We start from the raw sequence: 20549 nt of genomic DNA, 5'->3' as shown, positions 1-20549 counted from the left end.
CATGAAGTACGGGGCCATGATCATTCGCCCCAAAGCAGCTCCCGCCCAAAGCCGTTCCGCCGACCTCACGTCATCGCTGACCGCAATCGCCGTCTCGGAACGATTCTCAGTCGGGCCGGCGGAACCGTTGGGACATCGACATCGCTGAGCATCAGCAGTGGTCGGTGTGCTCCAGGATTGCGGTGGCGAGTGGGGCATGCACCTCGTGAGGGAGGGCGTGACCCATGCCAGGTATTTCCACGATGCGTGCGCCGTGGATCGCCTGGGCGAGGTGGTGGGCGTGCGGTGGCGGGGCGACCGGTTCGGCCGGGGCGGAGATCACGAGGGTGGGCACGCTGGTCTGTGCCAGCTGCTCAGTGCGGTCCATTCCGGAGGCGTCGGCACGGGCGTGCGCGGTGCTCGTGCTGTAGTGCCCAGTGTGTTCGATGACCTTGCGTTCCAGGGTGCGGGCGTACTCGGCGTCGAAGGGAATCTGATCGCCGCCCAAGACCCGCCAGTGCTCAACCCGCCGCTCCAGTTCGGCTTCCAGGCCCCGGTCCTGCACGGGGCGGGCCCACATCTCCAGCAATCGGGGTGCGATGCCGGGAAGTTCCTCGGGCGGGATCCGTGTTCCGTCCGGGCCCACGTACGGGGCAGTGCTGAGTGCGCTGGTGCCGATCAGGGTGGCACTGAGAAGGCGATCGGGGTGGTCGGCGACAAGGAGCTGGGCGAGCATCCCGCCCAGTGACATGCCCACTACATGGGAGCGTTCGACGCCGAGAGCGTCCAGTACGGTGACGGCGTCTTCCGCGAGTTGGGTGAGGGGGTAGGGCTGCTGGTCGAACGGCCAGGTGGAGCGGCCGGTGTCGCGATGGTCGTAGCGGATCACATGATGACGAGAGGCGAGCATGTCCACCAGTTCGTCCGGCCAGCCCAGGCCGGACGCTTGCGCACCCATGATCAACAAGAGTGAAGGCGCATCGGCGGTGCCACGATCTTCCGCCCATAGGCGTATGCCGGGCGCTGCGTCGACAAAGCGTTCCATGGTGCTCCCCTGACCTCAGAACTCCAGTGATACGAGACGTATCGTATCGCTTGTCGCCGTCCGTCCCCAGCCGGCGATCACAGGTGACCGTCCCCACCCGGCTCTCGCCTGATCTCCCCGAGTTGATCTGCGACACTGGGAGGGTTATGCCTGCACCCGGAGAACTCACTTTCGTCGCCCCCCGCGGAGCCAAGAAGCCGCCGCGGCATCTCGCTGATCTCACTCCTGCCGAGCGCAAGGAGGCTGTCGCTGCTGTCGGGGAGAAGCCGTTTCGTGCCAAGCAGCTCTCGCAGCACTACTTCGCGCGGTACGCGCACGAGCCGGAGCAGTGGACCGACATTCCGGCCGGTGCCCGGGGGAAGCTGCGGGAGGCGTTGCTGCCCGAGCTGATGAGCGTCGTGCGGCATCTGTCGACCGACCAGGGCACCACGCGCAAGACGCTCTGGCGGCTGTTCGACGGGACGCTCGTCGAGTCCGTGCTGATGCGGTACCCGGACCGGGTGACCATGTGCATCAGCTCGCAGGCGGGGTGCGGGATGAACTGCCCGTTCTGCGCGACCGGGCAGGCGGGTCTTGACCGGAATCTGTCCACCGCCGAGATCGTGCACCAGATCGTCGACGGTATGCGGGCGCTCAGGGACGGGGAGGTCCCCGGTGGGCCCGCCCGGCTCAGCAACATCGTGTTCATGGGCATGGGCGAGCCGCTCGCCAACTACAACCGGGTCATCGGGTCCATCCGGCGGCTGACCGACCCCGAGCCCGACGGGGTGGGGCTCTCGCAGCGCGGGATCACCGTCTCGACGGTCGGTCTCGTGCCGGCGATCCACCGCTTCGCCGACGAGGGCTTCAAGTGCCGGCTGGCCATCTCGCTGCACGCGCCCGACGACGAGCTGCGCGACACCCTCGTCCCGGTGAACACGCGGTGGAAGGTCCGGGAGGTGCTGGACGCCGGGTTCGAGTACAGCGCCAAGTCCGGGCGGCGGCTGTCCATCGAGTACGCGCTGATCCGGGACATCAACGACCAGGCCTGGCGGGGCGACCGGCTCGGGCGGCTGCTCAAGGGCAAGCCCGTGCATGTCAATCTCATCCCGCTGAACCCGACGCCGGGGTCGAAGTGGACCGCCTCGCGGCCCGAGGACGAGAAGGCGTTCGTGGAGGCCATCGCCGCCCATGGTGTGCCGGTGACGGTCCGGGACACCCGTGGGCAGGAGATCGACGGGGCGTGTGGTCAGCTCGCGGCCACCGAACGGTAGTCTGACCGTCGTACATACACCTTCATATTCCGACAGGGGAGCGCCACAGCGCTGAGAGTGCGGCACACGGCCGCAGACCCTCCGAACCTGGCCCAGGTCATTCTGGGTAGGGAGATCGGTCATCACTCGAGCTGTTGCGCCCTGCCCGGGACCACGGAAGTCCCGGGCAGGGCCGCGTCTTCTCCTGGTCATCCAGGAGGAATCCAGTGAGTAGCAAGAAGAAGCGGTTGACGGCTGTGGTCGTCGGGCTCGGTATGGCCGGCGCGCTTGCCGCGTGCGGGTCGTCCGGCGGCGGTCAGGGGTCCGGTGACTCCAATAAGACCGTGACGCTCGTCAGCCATGACTCGTGGGCCGCGTCCAAGGGCGTCATCGCCGCCTTCGAGAAGCAGTCCGGCTACAAGGTCAATGTCCTGGAGGACGGCGACGCCGGGCAGGCCGTGAACAAGGCGATCCTCACCAAGGACAACCCGCAGGGCGACGTCTTCTTCGGCGTCGACAACACGCTGCTCTCGCGGGCGCTCGACAACGGGCTGTTCCAGTCGTACGAGGCGAAGGGCTCGGAGCGGATCAAGGCCGAGTACCGGGCCGACCAGGGCGAGCACCGGGTCACGCCCGTCGACACCGGCGACATCTGCGTCAACTACGACAAGAAGTACTTCGCCGATCACAAGCTGGAACCGCCGCGGAGCTTCGACGATCTCGTCAAGCCGCAGTACAAGAACCTGCTCGTGACCGAGAACGCCTCCGCCTCCTCGCCCGGACTCGGGTTCCTGCTCGGCACCGCCGCGAAGTACGGGGACGACGGCTGGGAGGGCTACTGGAAGAAGCTCAAGGCCAACGGCGTGAAGGTCGTCGACGGCTGGGAGCAGGCCTACAACCAGGAGTTCTCCGGATCGTCCGGCGGGAAGAAGGCCAAGGGCGACCGGCCGCTCGTCGTGTCGTACGCGTCCTCGCCGCCCGCCGAGGTTCTCTACGCCGACCCCAAGCCCGACACGGCACCGACCGGGGTCGCCGAGGGCACCTGCTTCCGGCAGGTCGAGTACGCCGGGCTGCTGAGCAACGCCAAGAACACCAAGGGCGGCAAGGCGCTCCTCGACTTCCTGGTCTCCGAGCGGTTCCAGGAGGACATGCCGCTCAACATGTTCGTGTACCCGGTGCGCGAGGGCGCCCAGGTGCCGCCGGAGTTCGTGAAGTTCGGGCCGCAGGCGAAGGATCCCGAGACCCTGGGCCCGGCGAAGATCGCCGAGAACCGTGATCAGTGGGTCAAGTCGTGGACCTCACTCGTACTCAAGTAGCCGGCCGGAGGCGGGGCGCGGTGGCGCGGTTCGGGCTCATCGCCCTGCCCGTCGCGTTCTTCGCCGCGTTCTTCGCCTACCCCGTCGCCGCGATCGTCGCGCGTGGGCTGAAGGTCGACGGGGCCTGGCGGTTCGGGCGCATCGGTGAGGTGCTGGCGCAGTCCGACGTCCGGCACGTCCTGTGGTTCACCACCTGGCAGGCGCTCGTCTCCACCGCGCTCACCCTGCTGATCGCACTCCCCGGCGCGTACGTCTTCGCGCGCTTCGACTTCCGGGGCAAGCAGGTGCTGCGGGCGGCCGTGACCGTCCCGTTCGTGCTGCCCACGGTCGTCGTGGGTACGGCGTTCCTGGCGCTGGTCGGGCGGGGCGGGCTGCTCGACGAGCTGTGGGGCGTACGGCTGGACACCACCGTGTGGGCGATCCTGCTCGCGCACGTCTTCTTCAACTACGCGGTCGTCGTACGGACCGTGGGCGGGCTCTGGGCACAGCTGGATCCGCGGCAGGAGGAGGCCGCGCGGATGCTCGGGGCGTCGCCCTGGAAGGCCTGGCGGCAGGTCACGTTGCCGGCGCTCGGGCCCGCGGTGGCCGCCGCCGCGCTCATGGTCTTCCTGTTCACCTTCACCTCCTTCGGTGTCGTCCAGATCCTCGGCGGGCCCACCTTCTCGACCCTGGAGGTGGAGATCTACCGGCAGACGTCGGAGATCTTCGACCTGTCCACGGCGGCCGTGCTGACGCTGATCCAGTTCGTCGCCGTGGGCGCGATCCTCGCCCTGCACGCCTGGACCGTACGGCGGCGGGAGACCGCGCTGCGGCTGGTGGACGCGTCGGTGACCGCGCGCCGGCCGCGCGGCGCCGGGCAGTGGGCGCTGCTCGGCGGGGTGCTCGTGACCGTCGTCGTGCTGCTTCTGCTGCCGCTCGCCGTGCTGGTGCAGCGGTCGCTGGACGCGCCCGGGTTCGGCTACTACCGGGCGCTGACCAGGGCCGACGGCGGGGTGTTCCTGGTGCCGCCCATCGAGGCGATCGGCAACTCGCTGGAGTACGCCCTCGCCGCCACCGTGATCGCCGTGGTGATCGGCGGTCTCGCCGCCGTCGCGCTCACCCGCAGGGACGCCGGGCGGTTCGTGCGGGGCTTCGACGCGTTGCTGATGCTGCCGCTCGGGGTGTCCGCGGTGACCGTCGGCTTCGGGTTCCTGATCGCCCTCGACGAGCCGCCACTGGATCTGAGGTCCTCGTGGATCCTGGTGCCGCTCGCGCAGGCGCTGGTCGGGGTGCCGTTCGTCGTGCGGACCATGCTTCCCGTGCTGCGGGCGGTGGACGCGCGGCTGCGGGAGGCGGCCTCGGTGCTCGGGGCCTCGCCCTGGCGGGTGTGGCGGGAGGTGGATCTGCCGATGGTGCGGCGGGCGCTGCTGATCGCGGCCGGGTTCGCCTTCGCGGTGTCGCTCGGGGAGTTCGGGGCGACGGTGTTCATCGCGCGGCCCGACAATCCGACGCTGCCGGTGGCCGTGGCGCGGCTGCTGGGTCGGCCCGGGGACCTCAACTACGGCCAGGCGATGGCCCTTTCGACGATTCTGATGGTGGTGTGCGCTGTGGCCCTGCTGGTGCTGGAGAGGCTCAGGACCGCCGACCGGACAGGAGAGTTCTGATGCTGCTGGCGCTGGAGGGCGCGACGGTCCGCTTGGGTGGACGGGCCGTGCTGGACGCCGTCGATCTGGAGGTCGCCGAGCACGAGATCGTGTGTGTGCTCGGGCCCAGCGGCAGCGGCAAGTCGACCCTGCTGCGTGCCGTGGCCGGGCTGCAGCCGCTCGACTCGGGGCGGGTGGCGCTGGACGGGCGCGACCAGGCGGGCGTGCCCGCGCACCGGCGCGGGGTCGGGCTGATGTTCCAGGACCATCAGCTGTTCCCGCAGCGGGACGTGGGCGGCAACGTCGCCTTCGGGCTGCGGATGCACGGGGCGTCGAAACGGCAACAGGCCGAGCGAGTAAAGGAGTTGCTGGATCTCGTTGGGCTGCCGGGCGCGGGCCGCCGGGCCGTCGCCGCGCTGTCCGGTGGGGAGCAGCAGCGGGTGGCGCTGGCCCGGGCCCTGGCGCCGAGCCCCAGGCTGCTGATGCTGGACGAGCCGCTGGGCCAGCTCGACCGGTCGCTGAGGGAACGGCTGGTCGTGGAACTGCGTGAGCTGTTCGGCCGGTTGGGTACGACCGTGCTGGCCGTGACGCACGACCAGGGGGAGGCCTTCGCGCTGGCCGACCGGGTCGTGGTGATGCGGGACGGGCGGATCGCCCAGTCCGGTACGCCGCTCGAGGTGTGGCAGCGGCCGGCCGACGCGTTCGTGGCCCGCTTCCTCGGCTTCGAGAACGTCGTCGAGGCGACGGTGGGTGCGGAGGCCGCGGACACGCCGTGGGGCAAGGTGCCGGTGCCGGAGGGCGCCCCGCAGGGCACTCGGACCCTCCTGGTGCGACCCGCCGGCGTACGCCTGGTGCCCGTCGGCGAGGGCCTGCGCTGCACGGTGACCGCCCGCACCTTCAAGGGCACCCATGTCTCCGTCCACCTCCAGCCTCAGGACGCCCCGCGTCTGGAGGCGGCGTGCGCGCTGCGGGCGGCGCCGGAGGTCGGGGACGAGGCCGGAGTGGAGTTCGACGCGGCGGAAATCGCCGTGCTCGACTGATCGTCGCCCGCCTATGGTGCGGGCATGACACTCCTCGCGCACGAGCGCTACTGCGGCGAAATCGCCCACCAGGTCAGCCTGTTGAGGTCGGTGGTGACGTCCGGTACCGACTTGTCCGCCACTGTGCCGACCTGCCCGGACTGGTCGCTGGAGGAGCTGGTCCGGCATACGGGCGGCGCCCTGCGCTGGGTGGAGCTCATGGTGCGGACCCGGGCCCGGGAGGAGGTGCCCGAGGAGCAGGTGCCGGGTGGCGAGGGGCCTGAGTCCCGGGGTGACGCCGCCGCGCTGGACGCGTGGCTGGGGGAGGCGGGTGAGCAGGTCGTCGCCGCGCTGCGGGAGGCCGGGCCGGACGCGAAGGTGTGGGGCTGGGCGGGGATCCACAACGCCGGGTTCTGGGCCCGCCGGATGGCGCACGAGGTCACCGTGCACCGCGCGGACGCCACGCTCGCCGCCGGACTGCCCTACGAGGTGGCGCCCGACATCGCCGCCGACGCGATCGACGAGTGGCTTCAGATCGTGGAGTACGCGCAGACGGACCCGCACGACGAGGCGGCGAGGGAACTGCGCGGCCCGGGCCGCGGCATCCACCTGCACGCCACCGACACCGGGCCGGAGGTGAACGCCGAGTGGCTGATCGCGCTCACCGAGGACGGTGTCACCTGGCGCCGGGGCCATGAGAAGGCCACGGTCGCCCTGCGCGGGCCGCTGACCTCCGTCCTGCTCGCGTTCTACCGGCGGCTGCCGCTGGACGCTCCGGAGCTGGAGGTACTGGGGGAGCGGGAGTTGCTGGAGTTCTGGCTGGAGCGGGCGACCTTCGGATAGGACAGTGGCCCGCCCCCGCGAAGGGGACGGGCCACCACCGTGCACGGATGCGCGGGCGTCAGCTGTCGCTGTTCGCCCCACGACGGCGCATGCCGAAGAACACCGCGCCACCACCGACGACGACCAGGGCCGCCGCGATCCCGGCGATGATGCCGGTGTTGGAGTTGGCGCCGGTCTCGGCGAGGTTGGAGTCACCGGCCGGGCCGGGCGCGTTGCCCGCCGGCGTGGTGCTCTCGCTCTCCGACGGCGTCGGAGCCGGGGTGTCGGTCTCCTCGGCCGGCTTCGAGGGGGAGGCCGACGGGGACGGGGTCGAGGGGGTCGGCGTGGCCGGGGGAGTCGAAGCCGGGGGCTCCTCCTCCTTCTTGCAGGCCGTGGCCGGGGTGACGAGGTTCGGCTTGATGTCCTCGTCGACGTACGGAGTGGCCTTCACATGGATGCGGTACTCCGCGTTCGGCTTCCAGTTCTCGGTGAAGGTGATGGTGGTGCCTTCGCGCGAGCCCTTGACCTCCTGCTCGCCGACCTTCTTGGCGTCGGCGCCGTTGTTCTGCAGGTACACGGTGACCGTCGCCTTGATGCCGGCGGGGTCCACGTCGGTGACGGTGATGACGCCCTTCTTGCCGTCACACTTCGCCTCGGCGGAGAACTCGTTGATGTTGCAGGCGAGCGCGGTGCCGGAGGCACCGAGCGCGAGCGCGGCCGAGGCCGAGACGACACCGAGGATGCGCACGGCACGTGCGCGGCGGGATACGGACAGAACTGCCACGTTTGTCCTTTACAGGATGCGTTAAAGCGGGGGGATGAGGCAGTGGTGACGGAACATCAGCACTACCGGGAGACTCACAGGTTTATAAGCGCCGCATAAGTAGTGTCAACGCATATGCAGCTTGCAAGCACTTGCTTTGCCTGCTTATTAACCGCCGAGGCGTTTCAACGCCTCCGGCGCCTCCTCGATCCGCTCGACCAGCGCGATCCGCGCCTCCATCGAACGCCCCCTGGCCAGCGACTGGAGCAGCGGCCACGTCGGCAGCTTCTCCGTCCAGTGCGCGCGGTTCACGAGCACCATCGGCGTCGGCTCGCCGCGCGACTCATAGTAGTTCGGCGTCGCGTTGTCGAAGATCTCCTGTACGGTGCCGGCGGCGCCCGGCAGGAACACCACACCCGCCGTGGACCGGGCCAGCAGGCCGTCCTCGCGGGTGGCGTTGGCGAAGTACTTGGCGATGTGGGAGGCGAAGGCGTTCGGCGGCTCGTGGCCGTAGAACCAGGTCGGGATACCCACGGAGCGGCCGCCCCGCGGCCAGCGGGTGCGTATCTCGAAGGCGGCTGCCGCCCACTGGGTGATCGACGGGGTGAAGCGCGGTGCCTTGCCGAGCAGTTCGAGCGACTCGGTGAGCATCTCGTCGTCGAACGGGGCGGCGTACGCGCCGAGGTTGGCCGCCTCCATGGCGCCGGGGCCGCCGCCGGTGGCGACCGTGAAACCGGCGCGGGCCAGTTCGCGGCCGAGCCGCGCCGCCCCCGCGTACTCCTCGGTGCCCCGGGCCATCGCGTGGCCGCCCATCACGCCCACGACCCGGGCGCCGGACAGGAGTTCGTCGAGCGCGTCCGAGACGGAGTCGTCGTGGACCGCGCGCAGCATGGACGCGTAGATGTCGCCGTCGGCCTTCGTGCGCTGGAACCAGGCGTAGGCGCGGGAGTCGGGCGTGGCCTCGTAGCCGTCCGGCAGGGAGGCGAAGAGCTCGTCCGGCGAGTAGACCAGGCCTCGGTACGGATCGAAGGGCAGATCCGGGACGGGCGGGAAGACCAGGGCGCCGTCCCCGCGTATCTTCGCGGCCGCGTCCTCGCGCATCGCGCAGCCGAGGAAGACCGCGCCCGCCGTGTCCGTGGTGAGCAGTTCGCGCGTACGGTCCGTCAGGTCGACGGCCTGGACGCGGTGACCGGCGAGTGTGCCGCGCGCCGCGACGGTCGCGTCGAACTCCTCGAGCGTCTCGATCTCACGGTCGTCATGGTGGGCCGCATGGGCGGGCATCGTCTGCACCCGCCCATGCTGGCACAGCGTGTCTCAGCCCTGGACGGCCGCCGGGTCCATCCACACGACCTCGAAGGTGTGGCCGTCCACGTCGTCGAAGGCCCGGCCGTACATGAAACCGTGGTCCTGGGTCTCGCCGGAGACGGAGCCGCCGGCCGCGACCGCCTTCTCCACGAGCTCGTCGACCTTCTCGCGGCTCTCCGAGCTCAGCGCGATCAGCACCTCGCTGTTCTTCCTGGAGTCCGCGATCTCCTTCTTGGTGAACTGGGAGTACTTCTCCTTGGTGTGCACCATCACGACGATGGTCTCGCTGATCACGACGGAGGCCGTGGTGTCGTCGCTGAACTGCTCGTTGATCGTGAAGCCCAGCTCCGTGAAGAACTTCTTCGACGCTCCGAGGTCGCCGGTGCACAGGTTCACGAAGATCATCTGCTGGTACATGCGAAGTCTCTCCCAACGGGCTCTGTGTCGTTACGCGGGGATAGACCGGGGGCCCGCGCGGAACTCATCGCGGTTCGGAGATTTTTTTCGTACGAGCTTCCAGGCGGGCCCTCAGCGCGCCAGCGGCAGCGCCGCCAGCTCCGCGACCGTCAGGGTGAGCGGGGCGAACAGGGCGAGCAGCGCGCCCGCGCGCAGGGCCGCGGCACTGCGCAGCATGGTCGCGGGGGCGCCCAGCCGCAGCAGCGCGGAGGTCGTGTCGGCGCGGGCCTGCCGGGCCTCGACTGCGGCCGTCAGGAGCGTCGCCACGGTGCAGCCGGTCACGAGCAGCACGCCGAGGATGGTGAGGGGGCCGAGCGACAGTCCGTCCGGGGCGTGCAGCAGCGCCATCGCGTAGGTGGCCGACAGCACCGCGCAGACCACGCCCAGGGGGCGGCCGATGCGGGTGGCCTCCGTCATCAGGATGCGGCCGGCCAGCAGCCGCAGGGCTCCGGGGCGGGCCGACTGGAGCAGCCGGCCGCACAGGTGGGTCAGACCGGGGCCGACCAGGGCCAGGCCGACGGTGGCCAGGATCCAGCCCGCCATGACGCCGGGGGAGGCGCCGGAGAAGGTGAGGTCGGGCGCCTTGGGGGCGGTACGGCTCGCGTAGGTCTCCACGGCGAGCCCCGCGGCCAGGACGGTGATGCCCCAGGGGAGTCCGGAGGGGGCGGTGGCGGGGGCGCCGTCGGCCGTGACGGCGTCCGGCAGCGGCGCCACGGAGGCCGTGGGGGCGTCGGTGGTGTCCGGTGCCGCGGTGTGCCGGGCGGAGGGCGGAGCGGGGTCCTCGATCGTGGCGACCGCGCTCCCGGCGTCCGTGACGGTCACCGCCGACGCCGGTTCGCCGGTCCGGGCCGCCGGGGGCCCGCTCTGCTGCCCGGCGGGCTCGCCGGCCGGAGCATCCCCGGGCCGGATGATCTGCCGGCCGGAACGGCCCTGCGTCCCGAAGGTCTCGAGGGTGTTCACGCGCCGGTACGCGCCGAAGCGGCCGTACACCACCCTGGCCGCCGCTGCCGCCCGCTGCTCCCTGGGCCGCAGCGCCAGCACCACCGCGACGGACGCGCCCGCGGGCACGAGCGCCAGCAGCGTCAGGGCTCCTGGCAGCGGCAGCGGCCGGTCCGCGGCGAGGGCCTCGGCGGCCGCGCCGTCGAAGGGCAGGCCCGTCAGGTCGCCCCGCAGATGCAGGAAGAACAGCAGGGCCAGCATCGAGCCCAGAGCGCAGGACAGGGCGGTCGTCGTCGCCGAGACGGCCATCAGGCGCAGCGGTCCGAGACCGATCGCGGAGAGGCCGGGGCGGGGCTTGGTGCCGGGGTCGGTGCGGGCCACCGCGAGGGCGAAGTACACCGTGGCGGCGAGGGGCGCCGCGCACCAGGCCAGACGCAGTGCGGCGGCTCCGGGGGAGCCCGGGTGGCCCAGCGCGTAGCCCAGGGAGCAGAGCAGCAGGAAGCCCGTGCCCGCCGAGGCCGCCGCGACCAGCAGGCGGCGCAGCTGGACGGCGGGGTGGGCGGCGCGGGTCAGACGGAGAGCGAGCACGCCGCCCGGCCTTCCGGCTCGGTGGTCTCCGCGACCGGCGGCAGGTGCACCGTCCGCACGCGCCGCCCGTCCAGCAGGAAGACCGTGCGGTCGGCGAGGGCCGCGGTGTCCGGGTCGTGGGTGGCCAGGACGACCGTGATGCCGTGCGAGCGGGCCGCCGTGGTGAGGGTGCGCAGCGCGTGGGCGCGGTCGGCGCGGTGCAGGGGCGCCGTCGGCTCGTCGGCGAACAGGACCGAGGGCGCCGGGGCGAGGGCGCGGGCGATGCACACCCGCTGGCGCTCGGCCTGCTTCAGCTGGTGCGGGCGCTTGCGGGCGCCGTCGCCGATGTCCAGGCGCTCCAGCCACTCCAGGGCCGCCCGCTTGGCGCGGCGCCGGCTGGTGCCGCGCAGCATCAGCGGCAGGGCGGCGTTCTCCCAGGCGTTGAGCTCCGGGACCAGCGAGGGGACCGGGTCGATCCAGCCGAAGCGGTCGCGGCGCAGCCGCTCGCGGGTGAGGGCGCCCATCGTGTGCACGGGCACGCTGTTGAACCAGACCTCGCCGCGCCGGACGGGCTCCAGGCCGGACAGGCACCGCAGCAGGGTCGTCTTGCCGCTGCCGCGCGGGCCGCTGACGGCGAGGATCTCGCTCTCCCGGACGCCGAGGGAGACGCCGCAGAGCGCGGGCGAGCCGTCGTGGTGCTGGAAGTGCAGGGCACGTGCCCAGAGCACGTCGTTGTCCGGCGGGGCCTCCATGGGCGTACACCTCGGTTCTGGTCGGAAATGCTGCGCTGTGTCCCTCGTACGGGCGAACGAGTGCAGAGGTCGCTGGTCACGCGCTCGGTCCCAGGTAGCGTGTGTCGTGGACAGCGCGTCGCGAGAACCAAGCACGTGCCGCCTCCTAGGCGTTTCTGCCGCCCGGGCTGGTCTCAACCCGGCTGGTGCTGATCGCGTCAGACTCGGTCGCTCGCTGAGCGACCGAGCAGCGTGAGCCAGGAATCCCCCGTGAGGGGGAGGAGTCAATGGGCACGCTAGGCAGCCCACGGCAAGCAGCCGGACAGCACGCGGCCCCGGGCGCCCGTTTCTCACTCGAACGGACGGCACCGGGGCCGTTGTTGATCATCCCTATGGTGATCTTCCCTAAGGAAAATCAGAGCTTCGTCCAGGCCTCCGAGAGGGTGGCCCGCAGGATCTGCTCGATCTCGTCGAACGTCGACTGGTCGGAGATCAGCGGCGGAGCGAGCTGGACGACCGGGTCGCCGCGGTCGTCGGCGCGGCAGTACAGGCCGTTGTCGTACAGCGCCTTGGAGAGGAAGCCGTACAGGACGCGCTCCGTCTCCTCGTCGTTGAAGGACTCCTTGGTGTTCTTGTCCTTGACCAGCTCGATGCCGTAGAAGAAGCCGTTGCCGCGGACGTCGCCGACGATGGGCAGGTCGTGGAGCTTCTCCAGGGTGGAGCGGAACGCGCCCTCGTTGTCGAGGACGTGCTGGGGGAGGTTCTCGCGCTCGAACAGGTCGAGGTTGGCGAGGCCCACGGCCGCGGAGACCGGGTGGCCGCCGAACGTGTAGCCGTGCAGGAAGGTGTTGTCGCCCTTGTAGAACGGCTCGGCGAGGCGGTCGGAGATGATGCAGGCGCCGATCGGGGAGTAGCCCGAGGTCATGCCCTTGGCGCAGGTGATCATGTCCGGGACGTAGTCGAACTTGTCGCAGGCGAAGATCGTGCCGAGGCGGCCGAAGGCGCAGATGACCTCGTCGGACACGAGCAGCACGTCGTACCGGTCGCAGATCTCGCGGACGCGCTGGAAGTAGCCCGGCGGGGGCGGGAAGCAGCCGCCCGCGTTCTGCACCGGCTCCAGGAAGACCGCGGCGACCGTGTCCGGGCCCTCGAAGAGGATCTGCTGCTCGATCTGGTCGGCGGCCCAGCGGCCGAAGGCCTCCGGGTCGTCGCCGAAGAGCGGGGCGCGGTAGATGTTGGTGTTCGGGACCTTGTGCGCGCCCGGCACCAGCGGCTCGAACGGGGCCTTCAGGCCCGGCAGGCCGGTGATGGACAGGGCGCCCTGCGGGGTGCCGTGGTAGGCGACCGCGCGGGAGATCACCTTGTGCTTGGTGGGCTTGCCGACCAGCTTGAAGTACTGCTTGGCGAGCTTCCAGGCGGTCTCGACGGCCTCACCGCCGCCGGTGGTGAAGAAGACCTTGTTCAGGTCGCCCGGGGCATGGTGCGCGAGGCGCTCGGCCAGCTCGACGGCCTTGGGGTGGGCGTAGGACCACACCGGGAAGAACGCCAGCTCCTGCGCCTGCTTGAAGGCGGTCTCGGCGAGCTCGACACGGCCGTGCCCGGCCTGCACCACGAACAGGCCGGCGAGGCCGTCCAGGTAGCGCTTGCCCTGGTCGTCGTAGATGTAGGTGCCCTCGCCACGGACGATGGTGGGTACGGGGGCCTTCTCGTACGACGACATACGCGTGAAGTGCATCCACAGGTGGTCGTACGCGGACTGGGAGAGGTCCTTGCTCACGGCTATCGGGTCCTCACGGTTATCGGGTTCCCCACATGTAGGTCTGCTTCTTGAGCTTCAGGTAAACGAAGCTCTCGGTGGAGCGCACTCCGGGCACGGCCCGAATGCGCTTGTTGATGACCTCGAGGAGGTGGTCGTCGTCCTCGCAGACGATCTCCACCATCAGGTCGAAGGAGCCCGCTGTCATCACCACGTACTCGCATTCGGGCATGGCCGTCAGCGCCTCCGCGACCGACTCCACGTCGCCCTCGACGTTGACGCCGACCATCGCCTGTCTGCGGAAGCCCACGGTGAGCGGGTCCGTGACGGCGACGATCTGCATCACGCCCTGGTCGAGCAGCTTCTGGACGCGCTGGCGCACGGCCGCCTCGGACAGGCCCACGGCCTTGCCGATGGCGGCGTACGGCCGGCGGCCGTCCTCCTGGAGCTGTTCGATGATGGCGAGGGAGACGGCGTCCAGCTGGGGCGAGCTGCCGTTCCTGGACTCGCGGGAGGACTCGCGGAGTTCCCGCGACCCCTTCTGGTCTGCGCTTCGACTGGCCACGAGCTCACTGTGCACGAGGTCTCGTCACTTCCGCAAGGCGTGATCGATGAAATCCGTTGTTTCAGTCGCCGAAGCCTGCGGATTCCGCACGAATGAAGGGAGTGGGGGTGTTGAAAACGTGGACGTGGCGACTAGGGTGGGTGTCTCAAGTACTGGACATCCGAACTGGAGGGCCGGCAGTGAGCACCGAGCTTCGTCGTCTGCGCAACTACATCGGCGGTGAGTTCCGGGACGCCGCCGACGGACGGACCACCGAGGTGGTCAATCCCGCGACGGGTGAGGCGTACGCGACCGCTCCACTGTCCGGGCAGGCGGACGTGGACGCCGCGATGGCGGCGGCCGCCGAGGCCTTTCCCGGCTGGCGCGACACCACGCCCGCCGAGCGTCAGAAGGCACTGCTGAAGATCGCGGACGCCTTCGAGGAGCGCGCCGAGGAGCTGATCGCGGCCGAGGTGGAGAACACGGGCAAGCCCATCGGGCTGACCCGCTCCGAGGAGATCCCGCCGATGGTCGACCAGATCCGCTTCTTCGCGGGCGCGGCGCGGATGCTGGAGGGCCGCTCGGCCGGCGAGTACATGGAGGGCCTGACCTCCATCGTCCGCCGTGAGCCGGTCGGTGTCTGCGCGCAGGTCGCGCCGTGGAACTACCCGATGATGATGGCCGTGTGGAAGTTCGCCCCGGCGCTCGCGGCGGGCAACACCGTCGTCCTGAAGCCGTCGGACACCACCCCGGCCTCGACGGCCCTCATGGCCGAGATCATCGGATCGATCGTCCCCAAGGGCGTCTTCAACGTCATCTGCGGCGACCGCGACACCGGCCGCATGATGGTCGAGCACGACACCCCGGCGATGGCCTCCATCACCGGCTCGGTGCGCGCCGGCATCCAGGTCGCCGAGTCCGCCTCCAAGGACGTCAAGCGCGTCCACCTGGAGCTGGGCGGCAAGGCGCCCGTCGTGGTCTTCGAGGACACCGACATCGCCAAGGCCGTCGAGGACATCTCGGTCGCGGGCTACTTCAACGCGGGCCAGGACTGCACGGCCGCCACGCGCGTGCTCGTCCACGAGTCCATCCACGACGAGTTCGTCTCCGCGCTGGCGAAGGCCGCGTCCGAGACCAAGACCGGTCAGCCGGACGACGAGGACGTGCTGTTCGGCCCGCTCAACAACCCCAACCAGCTCAAGCAGGTCGAGGGCTTCATCGACCGGCTGCCCGCGCACGCGCGCGTGGAGGCCGGCGGCAAGCGGGTCGGCGACAAGGGCTACTTCTACGCGCCGACCGTCGTCTCGGGCCTGAAGCAGACCGACGAGATCATCCAGAAGGAGGTCTTCGGCCCGGTCATCACCGTGCAGTCCTTCTCCGACGAGGAGCAGGCGGTGGAGTGGGCCAACGGCGTCGAGTACGCGCTGGCCTCCTCCGTGTGGACCAAGGACCACGGCCGCGCCATGCGGATGTCCAAGAAGCTCGACTTCGGCTGTGTGTGGATCAACACCCACATCCCGCTGGTCGCCGAGATGCCGCACGGCGGCTTCAAGAAGTCCGGCTACGGCAAGGACCTCTCGTCGTACGGCTTCGACGACTACACGCGGATCAAGCACGTGATGACGTCGCTGGACGCGTAGTCACCCGGTCGACGCCGCGGCCCCGGACGGTTGGTTTCCGTCCGGGGCCGCGGTGCGCCCTCAGGAGCTGTTCGTGCTCGACGGGCCGAAGAACTCGATCTCCGCGATGGCGACCTGCTTCTTCGCCGAGATGCCGTGGGCGGACTCGATGGTGAAGCGGACGGCGGTGACCTCGCCCACGCGGAAGGCCCGCCGCTGGGGGCCCGCTCCCTGGTCGAGGGTGATCTGGCGGGTCGTCTTCTTGCCGTCGGCCCCCGTGATCGTGACCTCCAGGCGGTGCGGGAGCGCCGACTCACGGAGCTTGTCGGGGCGGATGGAGACGCCCGGCGTGATGATCAGGTCCAGGAGCCGGGTCGGCCGGTCGAAACGGGCCTCCACCCACTGGCCCTTGCCCGACTCGGAGACGCCCGGGCCCCACCAGGTGTCGTTGAGCTTGTCGAAGGCCAGGTCCGGCTTGTGGCCCGGGAAGAAGCGGGACGCGGCGAAGCGGTCCGGGGACACCTCGGCGCGCTTGGTGAAGTGGTCGCGGGTGGCCTGGATCCCCTGGGGGATGTTGATCACCAGAAGGACCAGCAGGGACAGCACGATCACGATGCCCAGCCAGGTCAGGACCCGGTCGAAGGCACGGCGCAGCCGGGGGCGGTCGCCCGCCCACGGGGCCTCCTGGCTGCCGAACGGGCCGAACCGCCGCCACCAGGGGAGCCGGGCCGGGCCGGCCGGGCCGTCGCCGGCCATGGGCATCGCGCACCGGGCGCAGAAGTGCCGCTCGGGCCGGTTGCGGGTGGCACACCAGGGGCAGGGGGCGCCGCCGTCCATGCCCTGTTCCTGACCGGGGGCGCGTACGGCCCCCGGGCGCTGCGGCTCGGGGCGGCCGGGCAGGACCGGGGAGACGGAGGGGTGCGGTTCGGGCCGGGGCTCGGGGTCGCCCACCGGGATGAGGAGGCTGCGGGCGCGGTCGGTCATGCCGTGTGTGTCGGAGCCGGAGCCGGAGCCGGAGCCGGCGTCGGCGGGGTGGTGCGAGGGCTGGGCGACCGGGGGGACGGGTTCGGTGGGGGCGGTTTCGTCCGGGAAGCGGTCGGCCATGGAGGGAGTGCCGGGGCCGGTGGTGTCGTGGTGAGGGGCGGCTCCGGGACCCGTGGCGGTGTCCGGGTGAGCGGTGGTGCCGGGGCGGGCATGGGAGCCAGGGCCCGGCACGGTGGTCCCGGGCGTGCCGGGGTGGTCGCCGTGCCGGGGGGAGGCCGCGCCGGGGGCGGCGGCTTCGTCGGGGCCCGGACCGGTGGCCGGATCGGTGGCCGGGCGGGATGTGCCGGGGGTCGTGGCGGCCGTGCGGGTGGCGCTCTGGTGCGTCGCCGTGCCGGTGCCGAGCCGGTCGCGGGGTGTGCGGGCCAGACCCGTCCCGCCGTCCGGCCGGGCGAAGGCGTCCCAGCCGGGCTCGGGTGCGGAGGCGCCGCCTGGCTCGGCGTCGGGCCTCGCGCGGCCGGTGGACCCCGAGCCCCTGGCACCTCCGGTGGTCCCGGAGTCCCGGGCCGGCTCGGACGTCCGGGCCCGCGCGGTCCACTCGGGCTCACCGGCGGTCCCTGGGGACCGGGAGGGGCCGGTCCGCTCAGAGGCCTGGCTCGGGGCGGGAGGCCGGGATGCCGAGGCCGGTTCCGAGGACCGGGAGGACTCGGGCGGCCCGGACGCCCCGGCGCGGGGGCCGGTGCCGCCTGCCGGGCGGTCCGTCCAGCTCAGTACCGCCCCGCAGGCGTCGCAGAAGGACTGGCCCGGTTCCGCGCGGGTGCCGCAGTCGGCGCAGTTCTGGGGGGTTGTCATGTCTCCCGGGTCCTTTCGGCGGGGGCACTGGCGGTCACCTGGACCGTGTACGGCATATGAGCGGGACGGGCGGCGGACACGAGGGTCTCCAGGCGGTAGCGGTCCGCGGGGGTCGGGGCGGGAAGGCGTAGGTGGACGTGCAGACGGGGGCGGGGCGTCCCGGGGAACGGGCCGAGCGGCCGGGCGCTCCACGCGGCGCCACCGCTCTCGGTGATCTCGGGCTCCACGCCGAACGCGAGCCGGACCGCCTCGGACAGCCCGCGCCGGGTGCCGCGGATGCGGTGCAGATACGCGGCGGCGGCCACGGCCGCCCGCAGCCGTGCCTCGGGTTCGTCGCCGGCGGTCTCCGCGCCGACCCAACTCCCCAGCCACTGGGTGAAGTCGAGCGGGGTGAGGGACGGGCGGAAGTAGGTGTCGAGACAGTCCAGCACGCTCAGGATCGGGGCGATCACGTCGTCGAGCCCGCCGACGAAGCGCTGGGCCAGATCGTCGTCGGCGAACACCGCCGGCAGCATCGTGCCGATCGGCGAGGAGGATCCGAGGCCGTCGATCGAGCCCCTCATGCGCCGCCCCCCGTCAGATCGCTCTTCACGAACCGTCTCCGATCACCCGGACGCGGTGGTCGAACGAGAACACCAGCGACGGCGCGGACAGATCGATCCGGTCCGTCGGCTCGCCGCGCTTGCCGGTGAGCGGGTCCGCGGGGTGCAGGACCACCTCGTCGACCAGCTCCACCCCCGGTACGCGTTGCAGCACCGCGAACACCTCCCCGGCCTGGACGGGCCGCCCGAACGGCCAGCCGGTGCCGTCCGTGCCGCCGGTCAGCGGATCGAGGTGCCGGTAGAGGGCGTCGTGCGCCTCCCGGCGCACCCGGTCGGTGTCGACACCCCGGAAGGCATGCACCGTGGCCACCACGGTGACGCCCTGGTAGTACGGCGGGCCCACCGCCAACCGGGTCCCGATCAGGCGACGTTCGTCCAGATGCCGGGTGATGCGGTCCAGCAGCGCGTCACCCGGCACGAGTTGCTCGAAGCGCAGCCGGCCGCCGGGGTCCGGCACGGCCTGCGGCACGACCAGCACCCGTACCGCGTAGGCCCCGTGCTCGCCCTCCTCGCCCTCCAGGCAGGTGATGCGAGCCGTCTCCGGGGCGGCGCGGCGGGCCAGTTCCTCGTAGTCGCGCAGCGTCACGGCACGCTCCTGGGCGCGCAGGGTGATCGGGGCCCGGACCTTCGCCTCCTCCACCGTCTCCCCGTCCACACCGCCGCGCGCGGCCTCGCGGTTGACGACCTCGGAGACGTACGGGATGGAGGTGCGCAGGACCTGTACGGCACCGCGCGCCACATTGCCCGCGCGGCCGCCGCCCGTGCGGTAGCGGCGGGCCCGGACGGGTGCTCCCTTGGGGGCGACCATCCCGTACTGCCGCAGGGATCCGTCGGGTTCGCGCACGGCCGGGCCGAAGGCGATCTCGCCGGTCGTGGCGTCGAGGGTGATGTGCCGGTCGTACGGTCCGGAGCCCGCGAAGTTCGGGACGACGCGCCAGTCCGTCCAGCCGTCGTGCTCGGCGGTCTGCAGCAGCACCGGCGGGTCGTCGCCGACCACGGGCGCGTGCACCAGGCGCAGCCGCTGCCCCGGCAGCCCGGTGGACTCGCCGAGCGCCTCGTCGTACACCGTCTCGGCGTGCACGGCGGCGGTCGTGCCGCCGATCGTGAAGGCCTCGGCGGCCCGCACGGTGGGCGAGGTGGTGTAGAAGGGCTGGTTCGGCCGGGGTTCGGTGACCCGGCAGCGCAGCCAGCCGGCCTCCTGGCCGGCGTTGCGGGACAGCACATGCCCGCCGGGGATGTGCAGGACGACCTCGCCGGGCCGGTTCAGGCCGCCCGTGCCGTCCCGGTCGACCTCGCAGGGCTGCCAGCCGTCCGCGGTCCACGCCTCCCACACCAGCGGCGGCTGGCGCGGGTCCACACCGACGCCGTCCACCCGGCTGTCCAGGTCCAGGGCGACCGCGCAGTGCGGGACCGCGGCGGTCAGGCCGAACAGCATCGCGTCACCGGGGCCGGGCGACTCGGCGAAGCACAGCAGGTCCTTGTCCTCCTCGGCGAGGTCGGAGGTCCGGTCGGCCATCGGCTCACCCCGGTGCTGCACCAGCAGATGACGCAACGCGCAGGGCACCACCGACAGTTCGCGCTCGGTGGCGAAGACCACCGCCTCCTCGCTCTCGGTGCGCAGCGTGGCGACCTCCGTGCCCACCGGCACCCACACCGGCTCCTCCTGCGGAGCCGACAGCCAGAACGTCACCTCGGTGCGGGCCGCGGACGGCGGGAACAGGGTGATCCCGACGAGGTCGAGGAACGCCAGGTGGTTCTTCTCCGGCACCCGGTTGAGCCGGTAGACGATCTGGTCGGCCATGTGCGCGACCGTCTCGACGAGGGTGACACCGGGGTCGGAGACGTTGTGGTCCGTCCACTCCGGGGCGCGCTGCTGGATGTAGCGCTTGGCGTCGTCGACGAACTGCTGGAAGCGGCGGTCGTCGAGGTTGGGGGAGGGCAGTGCCATCAGCGGTCGCTTTCGGGGGCGTCGGGCTCGTCGTGGGACGGAATGACGTAGAAGGGGAAGACCAGGCTGCGCGGGTTGTTGGTGCCGCGGATCGAGTACCGGACGTCGATGTAGAGGACGCTCTGGTCGGTGCCGGCGGTGACCTCGACGTCGTCGACCTCGATGCGCGGCTCCCAGCGGTCCAGGCTGGCGTACACCTCGTGCTGGATACGGCCCGCGGTCTGCTCGTTGACCGGCGCGAACACCAGGTCGTGGATCGCGCAGCCGAAGTCCGGCCGCATCGGCCGCTCGCCCGGAGCGGTCGACAGGACCAGCCGGATCGCCTCCTCGATCTCCCGCTCCCCGCTGACCAGCGCGATCCCGCCGGTCGGCCCGATGCGCAGCGGGAACGACCAGCCGGAGCCGACGAACTGCTCGGCCATCAGTGGGCCACCTGCCTTGTCCTCATCCT

18 protein-coding genes and 1 riboswitch are annotated in these 20549 nt (G+C 71.4%); of the genes, 6 read left to right on the top strand and 12 right to left on the bottom strand.

Going from position 1 to position 20549, the window contains the following annotated elements:
- Positions 1–151: 151 nt before the first annotated feature.
- Complete coding sequence (locus ACIBK5_RS26800) at positions 152–1024, bottom strand: alpha/beta fold hydrolase (RefSeq protein ID WP_399023229.1); 873 nt, start codon at positions 1022–1024, stop codon at positions 152–154.
- A 146-nt stretch (positions 1025–1170) separates the two neighbouring features.
- Between ACIBK5_RS26800 and rlmN the strand changes: the two genes are divergently transcribed.
- The 5 genes from rlmN to ACIBK5_RS26775 all read left to right on the top strand — a co-directional run bounded on the left by rlmN (position 1171) and on the right by ACIBK5_RS26775 (position 7056).
- Positions 1171–2277, top strand: coding sequence for a 23S rRNA (adenine(2503)-C(2))-methyltransferase RlmN (gene rlmN, locus ACIBK5_RS26795; protein ID WP_399023227.1), 1107 nt, complete (start codon positions 1171–1173; stop codon positions 2275–2277).
- A gap of 24 nt (positions 2278–2301) precedes the next feature.
- A riboswitch (TPP riboswitch) is annotated at positions 2302–2408 on the top strand.
- A 123-nt stretch (positions 2409–2531) separates the two neighbouring features.
- Positions 2532–3572 carry a thiamine ABC transporter substrate binding subunit gene (locus ACIBK5_RS26790; protein ID WP_399023547.1) on the top strand — a complete coding sequence of 347 codons (1041 nt, stop codon included), beginning with the start codon at positions 2532–2534 and terminating at the stop codon, positions 3570–3572.
- On the top strand, positions 3548–5215 hold the full coding sequence (locus tag ACIBK5_RS26785) for an ABC transporter permease (protein WP_399023225.1): 1668 nt from the start codon (positions 3548–3550) through the stop codon (positions 5213–5215). Before ACIBK5_RS26790 ends, ACIBK5_RS26785 begins: the two co-directional genes overlap by 25 nt.
- Positions 5215–6234, top strand: coding sequence for an ABC transporter ATP-binding protein (locus tag ACIBK5_RS26780; protein WP_399023223.1), 1020 nt, complete (start codon positions 5215–5217; stop codon positions 6232–6234). The genes ACIBK5_RS26785 and ACIBK5_RS26780 overlap by 1 nt, the downstream gene beginning before the upstream one ends.
- Positions 6235–6258: 24 nt before the next feature.
- Complete coding sequence (locus tag ACIBK5_RS26775) at positions 6259–7056, top strand: maleylpyruvate isomerase family mycothiol-dependent enzyme (RefSeq protein WP_399023221.1); 798 nt, start codon at positions 6259–6261, stop codon at positions 7054–7056.
- A 58-nt stretch (positions 7057–7114) separates the two neighbouring features.
- On the opposite strand, the gene ACIBK5_RS26770 is transcribed toward ACIBK5_RS26775, so the two are convergent.
- The 7 genes from ACIBK5_RS26770 to ACIBK5_RS26740 form a co-directional block, all read right to left on the bottom strand.
- Entirely contained in the window at positions 7115–7819 is a 705-nt protein-coding gene (locus ACIBK5_RS26770) for an LAETG motif-containing sortase-dependent surface protein (protein WP_399023219.1), read from the bottom strand.
- A 147-nt stretch (positions 7820–7966) separates the two neighbouring features.
- Positions 7967–9088 carry an LOG family protein gene (locus ACIBK5_RS26765; protein ID WP_399023217.1) on the bottom strand — a complete coding sequence of 374 codons (1122 nt, stop codon included), beginning with the start codon at positions 9086–9088 and terminating at the stop codon, positions 7967–7969.
- Positions 9089–9112: 24 nt separating this feature from the next.
- Positions 9113–9520, bottom strand: coding sequence for a VOC family protein (locus ACIBK5_RS26760; protein WP_399023215.1), 408 nt, complete (start codon positions 9518–9520; stop codon positions 9113–9115).
- Between the two features lie 111 nt (positions 9521–9631).
- The gene (locus tag ACIBK5_RS26755; RefSeq protein WP_399023213.1) at positions 9632–11086 is read right to left on the bottom strand and encodes a hypothetical protein; all 1455 of its coding nucleotides are present in this window, start codon (positions 11084–11086) and stop codon (positions 9632–9634) included.
- Entirely contained in the window at positions 11068–11817 is a 750-nt protein-coding gene (locus ACIBK5_RS26750; RefSeq protein ID WP_215118268.1) for an ABC transporter ATP-binding protein, read from the bottom strand. The genes ACIBK5_RS26755 and ACIBK5_RS26750 overlap by 19 nt, the downstream gene beginning before the upstream one ends.
- A gap of 394 nt (positions 11818–12211) precedes the next feature.
- A complete protein-coding gene (locus ACIBK5_RS26745) occupies positions 12212–13579 on the bottom strand; it encodes an aspartate aminotransferase family protein (protein ID WP_399023545.1) in 1368 nt (455 codons plus the stop codon).
- A 13-nt stretch (positions 13580–13592) separates the two neighbouring features.
- Entirely contained in the window at positions 13593–14132 is a 540-nt protein-coding gene (locus ACIBK5_RS26740) for an Lrp/AsnC family transcriptional regulator (RefSeq protein ID WP_189728046.1), read from the bottom strand.
- A 164-nt stretch (positions 14133–14296) separates the two neighbouring features.
- Here ACIBK5_RS26740 and ACIBK5_RS26735 point away from each other — a divergent pair, with 164 nt between their 5' ends.
- Positions 14297–15736: a gamma-aminobutyraldehyde dehydrogenase gene (locus ACIBK5_RS26735; RefSeq protein WP_399023210.1), complete on the top strand. Its 1440-nt coding sequence runs from the start codon at positions 14297–14299 to the stop codon at positions 15734–15736.
- Positions 15737–15796: 60 nt separating this feature from the next.
- Here ACIBK5_RS26735 and ACIBK5_RS26730 read toward each other — a convergent pair whose 3' ends face one another.
- Genes ACIBK5_RS26730 through ACIBK5_RS26715 form a run of 4 tightly spaced genes read right to left on the bottom strand, consistent with a single transcriptional unit; the run spans position 15797 to position 20520 of the window.
- Complete coding sequence (locus ACIBK5_RS26730; RefSeq protein WP_399023208.1) at positions 15797–17548, bottom strand: NADase-type glycan-binding domain-containing protein; 1752 nt, start codon at positions 17546–17548, stop codon at positions 15797–15799.
- Positions 17545–18111 carry a phage tail protein gene (locus ACIBK5_RS26725; RefSeq protein ID WP_391102771.1) on the bottom strand — a complete coding sequence of 189 codons (567 nt, stop codon included), beginning with the start codon at positions 18109–18111 and terminating at the stop codon, positions 17545–17547. The genes ACIBK5_RS26730 and ACIBK5_RS26725 overlap by 4 nt, the downstream gene beginning before the upstream one ends.
- Positions 18112–18136: 25 nt before the next feature.
- The gene (locus tag ACIBK5_RS26720) at positions 18137–20098 is read right to left on the bottom strand and encodes a putative baseplate assembly protein (protein WP_399023206.1); all 1962 of its coding nucleotides are present in this window, start codon (positions 20096–20098) and stop codon (positions 18137–18139) included.
- Positions 20098–20520, bottom strand: coding sequence for a GPW/gp25 family protein (locus ACIBK5_RS26715; RefSeq protein WP_184598462.1), 423 nt, complete (start codon positions 20518–20520; stop codon positions 20098–20100). Before ACIBK5_RS26715 ends, ACIBK5_RS26720 begins: the two co-directional genes overlap by 1 nt.
- Positions 20521–20549: the final 29 nt, after the last annotated feature.

Source organism: Streptomyces sp. NPDC050546 (assembly GCF_044457425.1).
GTDB lineage: Bacteria > Actinomycetota > Actinomycetes > Streptomycetales > Streptomycetaceae > Streptomyces.
Note: the sequence above shows the minus strand (reverse complement) of the source record. Positions and strands in the feature narration are given on the sequence as shown.

Bases quoted from the DNA above. Each gene is read 5' to 3' on its own strand.
- ACIBK5_RS26760 (WP_399023215.1), bottom strand. From the start codon at position 9,520: ATGTACCAGCAGATGATCTTCGTGAACCTGTGCACCGGCGACCTCGGA.
- ACIBK5_RS26715 (WP_184598462.1), bottom strand. From the start codon at position 20,520: ATGGCCGAGCAGTTCGTCGGCTCCGGCTGGTCGTTCCCGCTGCGCATC.
- rlmN (WP_399023227.1), top strand. From the start codon at position 1,171: ATGCCTGCACCCGGAGAACTCACTTTCGTCGCCCCCCGCGGAGCCAAG.
- ACIBK5_RS26800 (WP_399023229.1), bottom strand. From the start codon at position 1,024: ATGGAACGCTTTGTCGACGCAGCGCCCGGCATACGCCTATGGGCGGAA.
- ACIBK5_RS26730 (WP_399023208.1), bottom strand. From the start codon at position 17,548: ATGACAACCCCCCAGAACTGCGCCGACTGCGGCACCCGCGCGGAACCG.
- ACIBK5_RS26720 (WP_399023206.1), bottom strand. From the start codon at position 20,098: ATGGCACTGCCCTCCCCCAACCTCGACGACCGCCGCTTCCAGCAGTTC.
- ACIBK5_RS26780 (WP_399023223.1), top strand. From the start codon at position 5,215: ATGCTGCTGGCGCTGGAGGGCGCGACGGTCCGCTTGGGTGGACGGGCC.
- ACIBK5_RS26750 (WP_215118268.1), bottom strand. From the start codon at position 11,817: ATGGAGGCCCCGCCGGACAACGACGTGCTCTGGGCACGTGCCCTGCAC.
- ACIBK5_RS26775 (WP_399023221.1), top strand. From the start codon at position 6,259: ATGACACTCCTCGCGCACGAGCGCTACTGCGGCGAAATCGCCCACCAG.
- ACIBK5_RS26725 (WP_391102771.1), bottom strand. From the start codon at position 18,111: ATGAGGGGCTCGATCGACGGCCTCGGATCCTCCTCGCCGATCGGCACG.
- ACIBK5_RS26790 (WP_399023547.1), top strand. From the start codon at position 2,532: ATGGCCGGCGCGCTTGCCGCGTGCGGGTCGTCCGGCGGCGGTCAGGGG.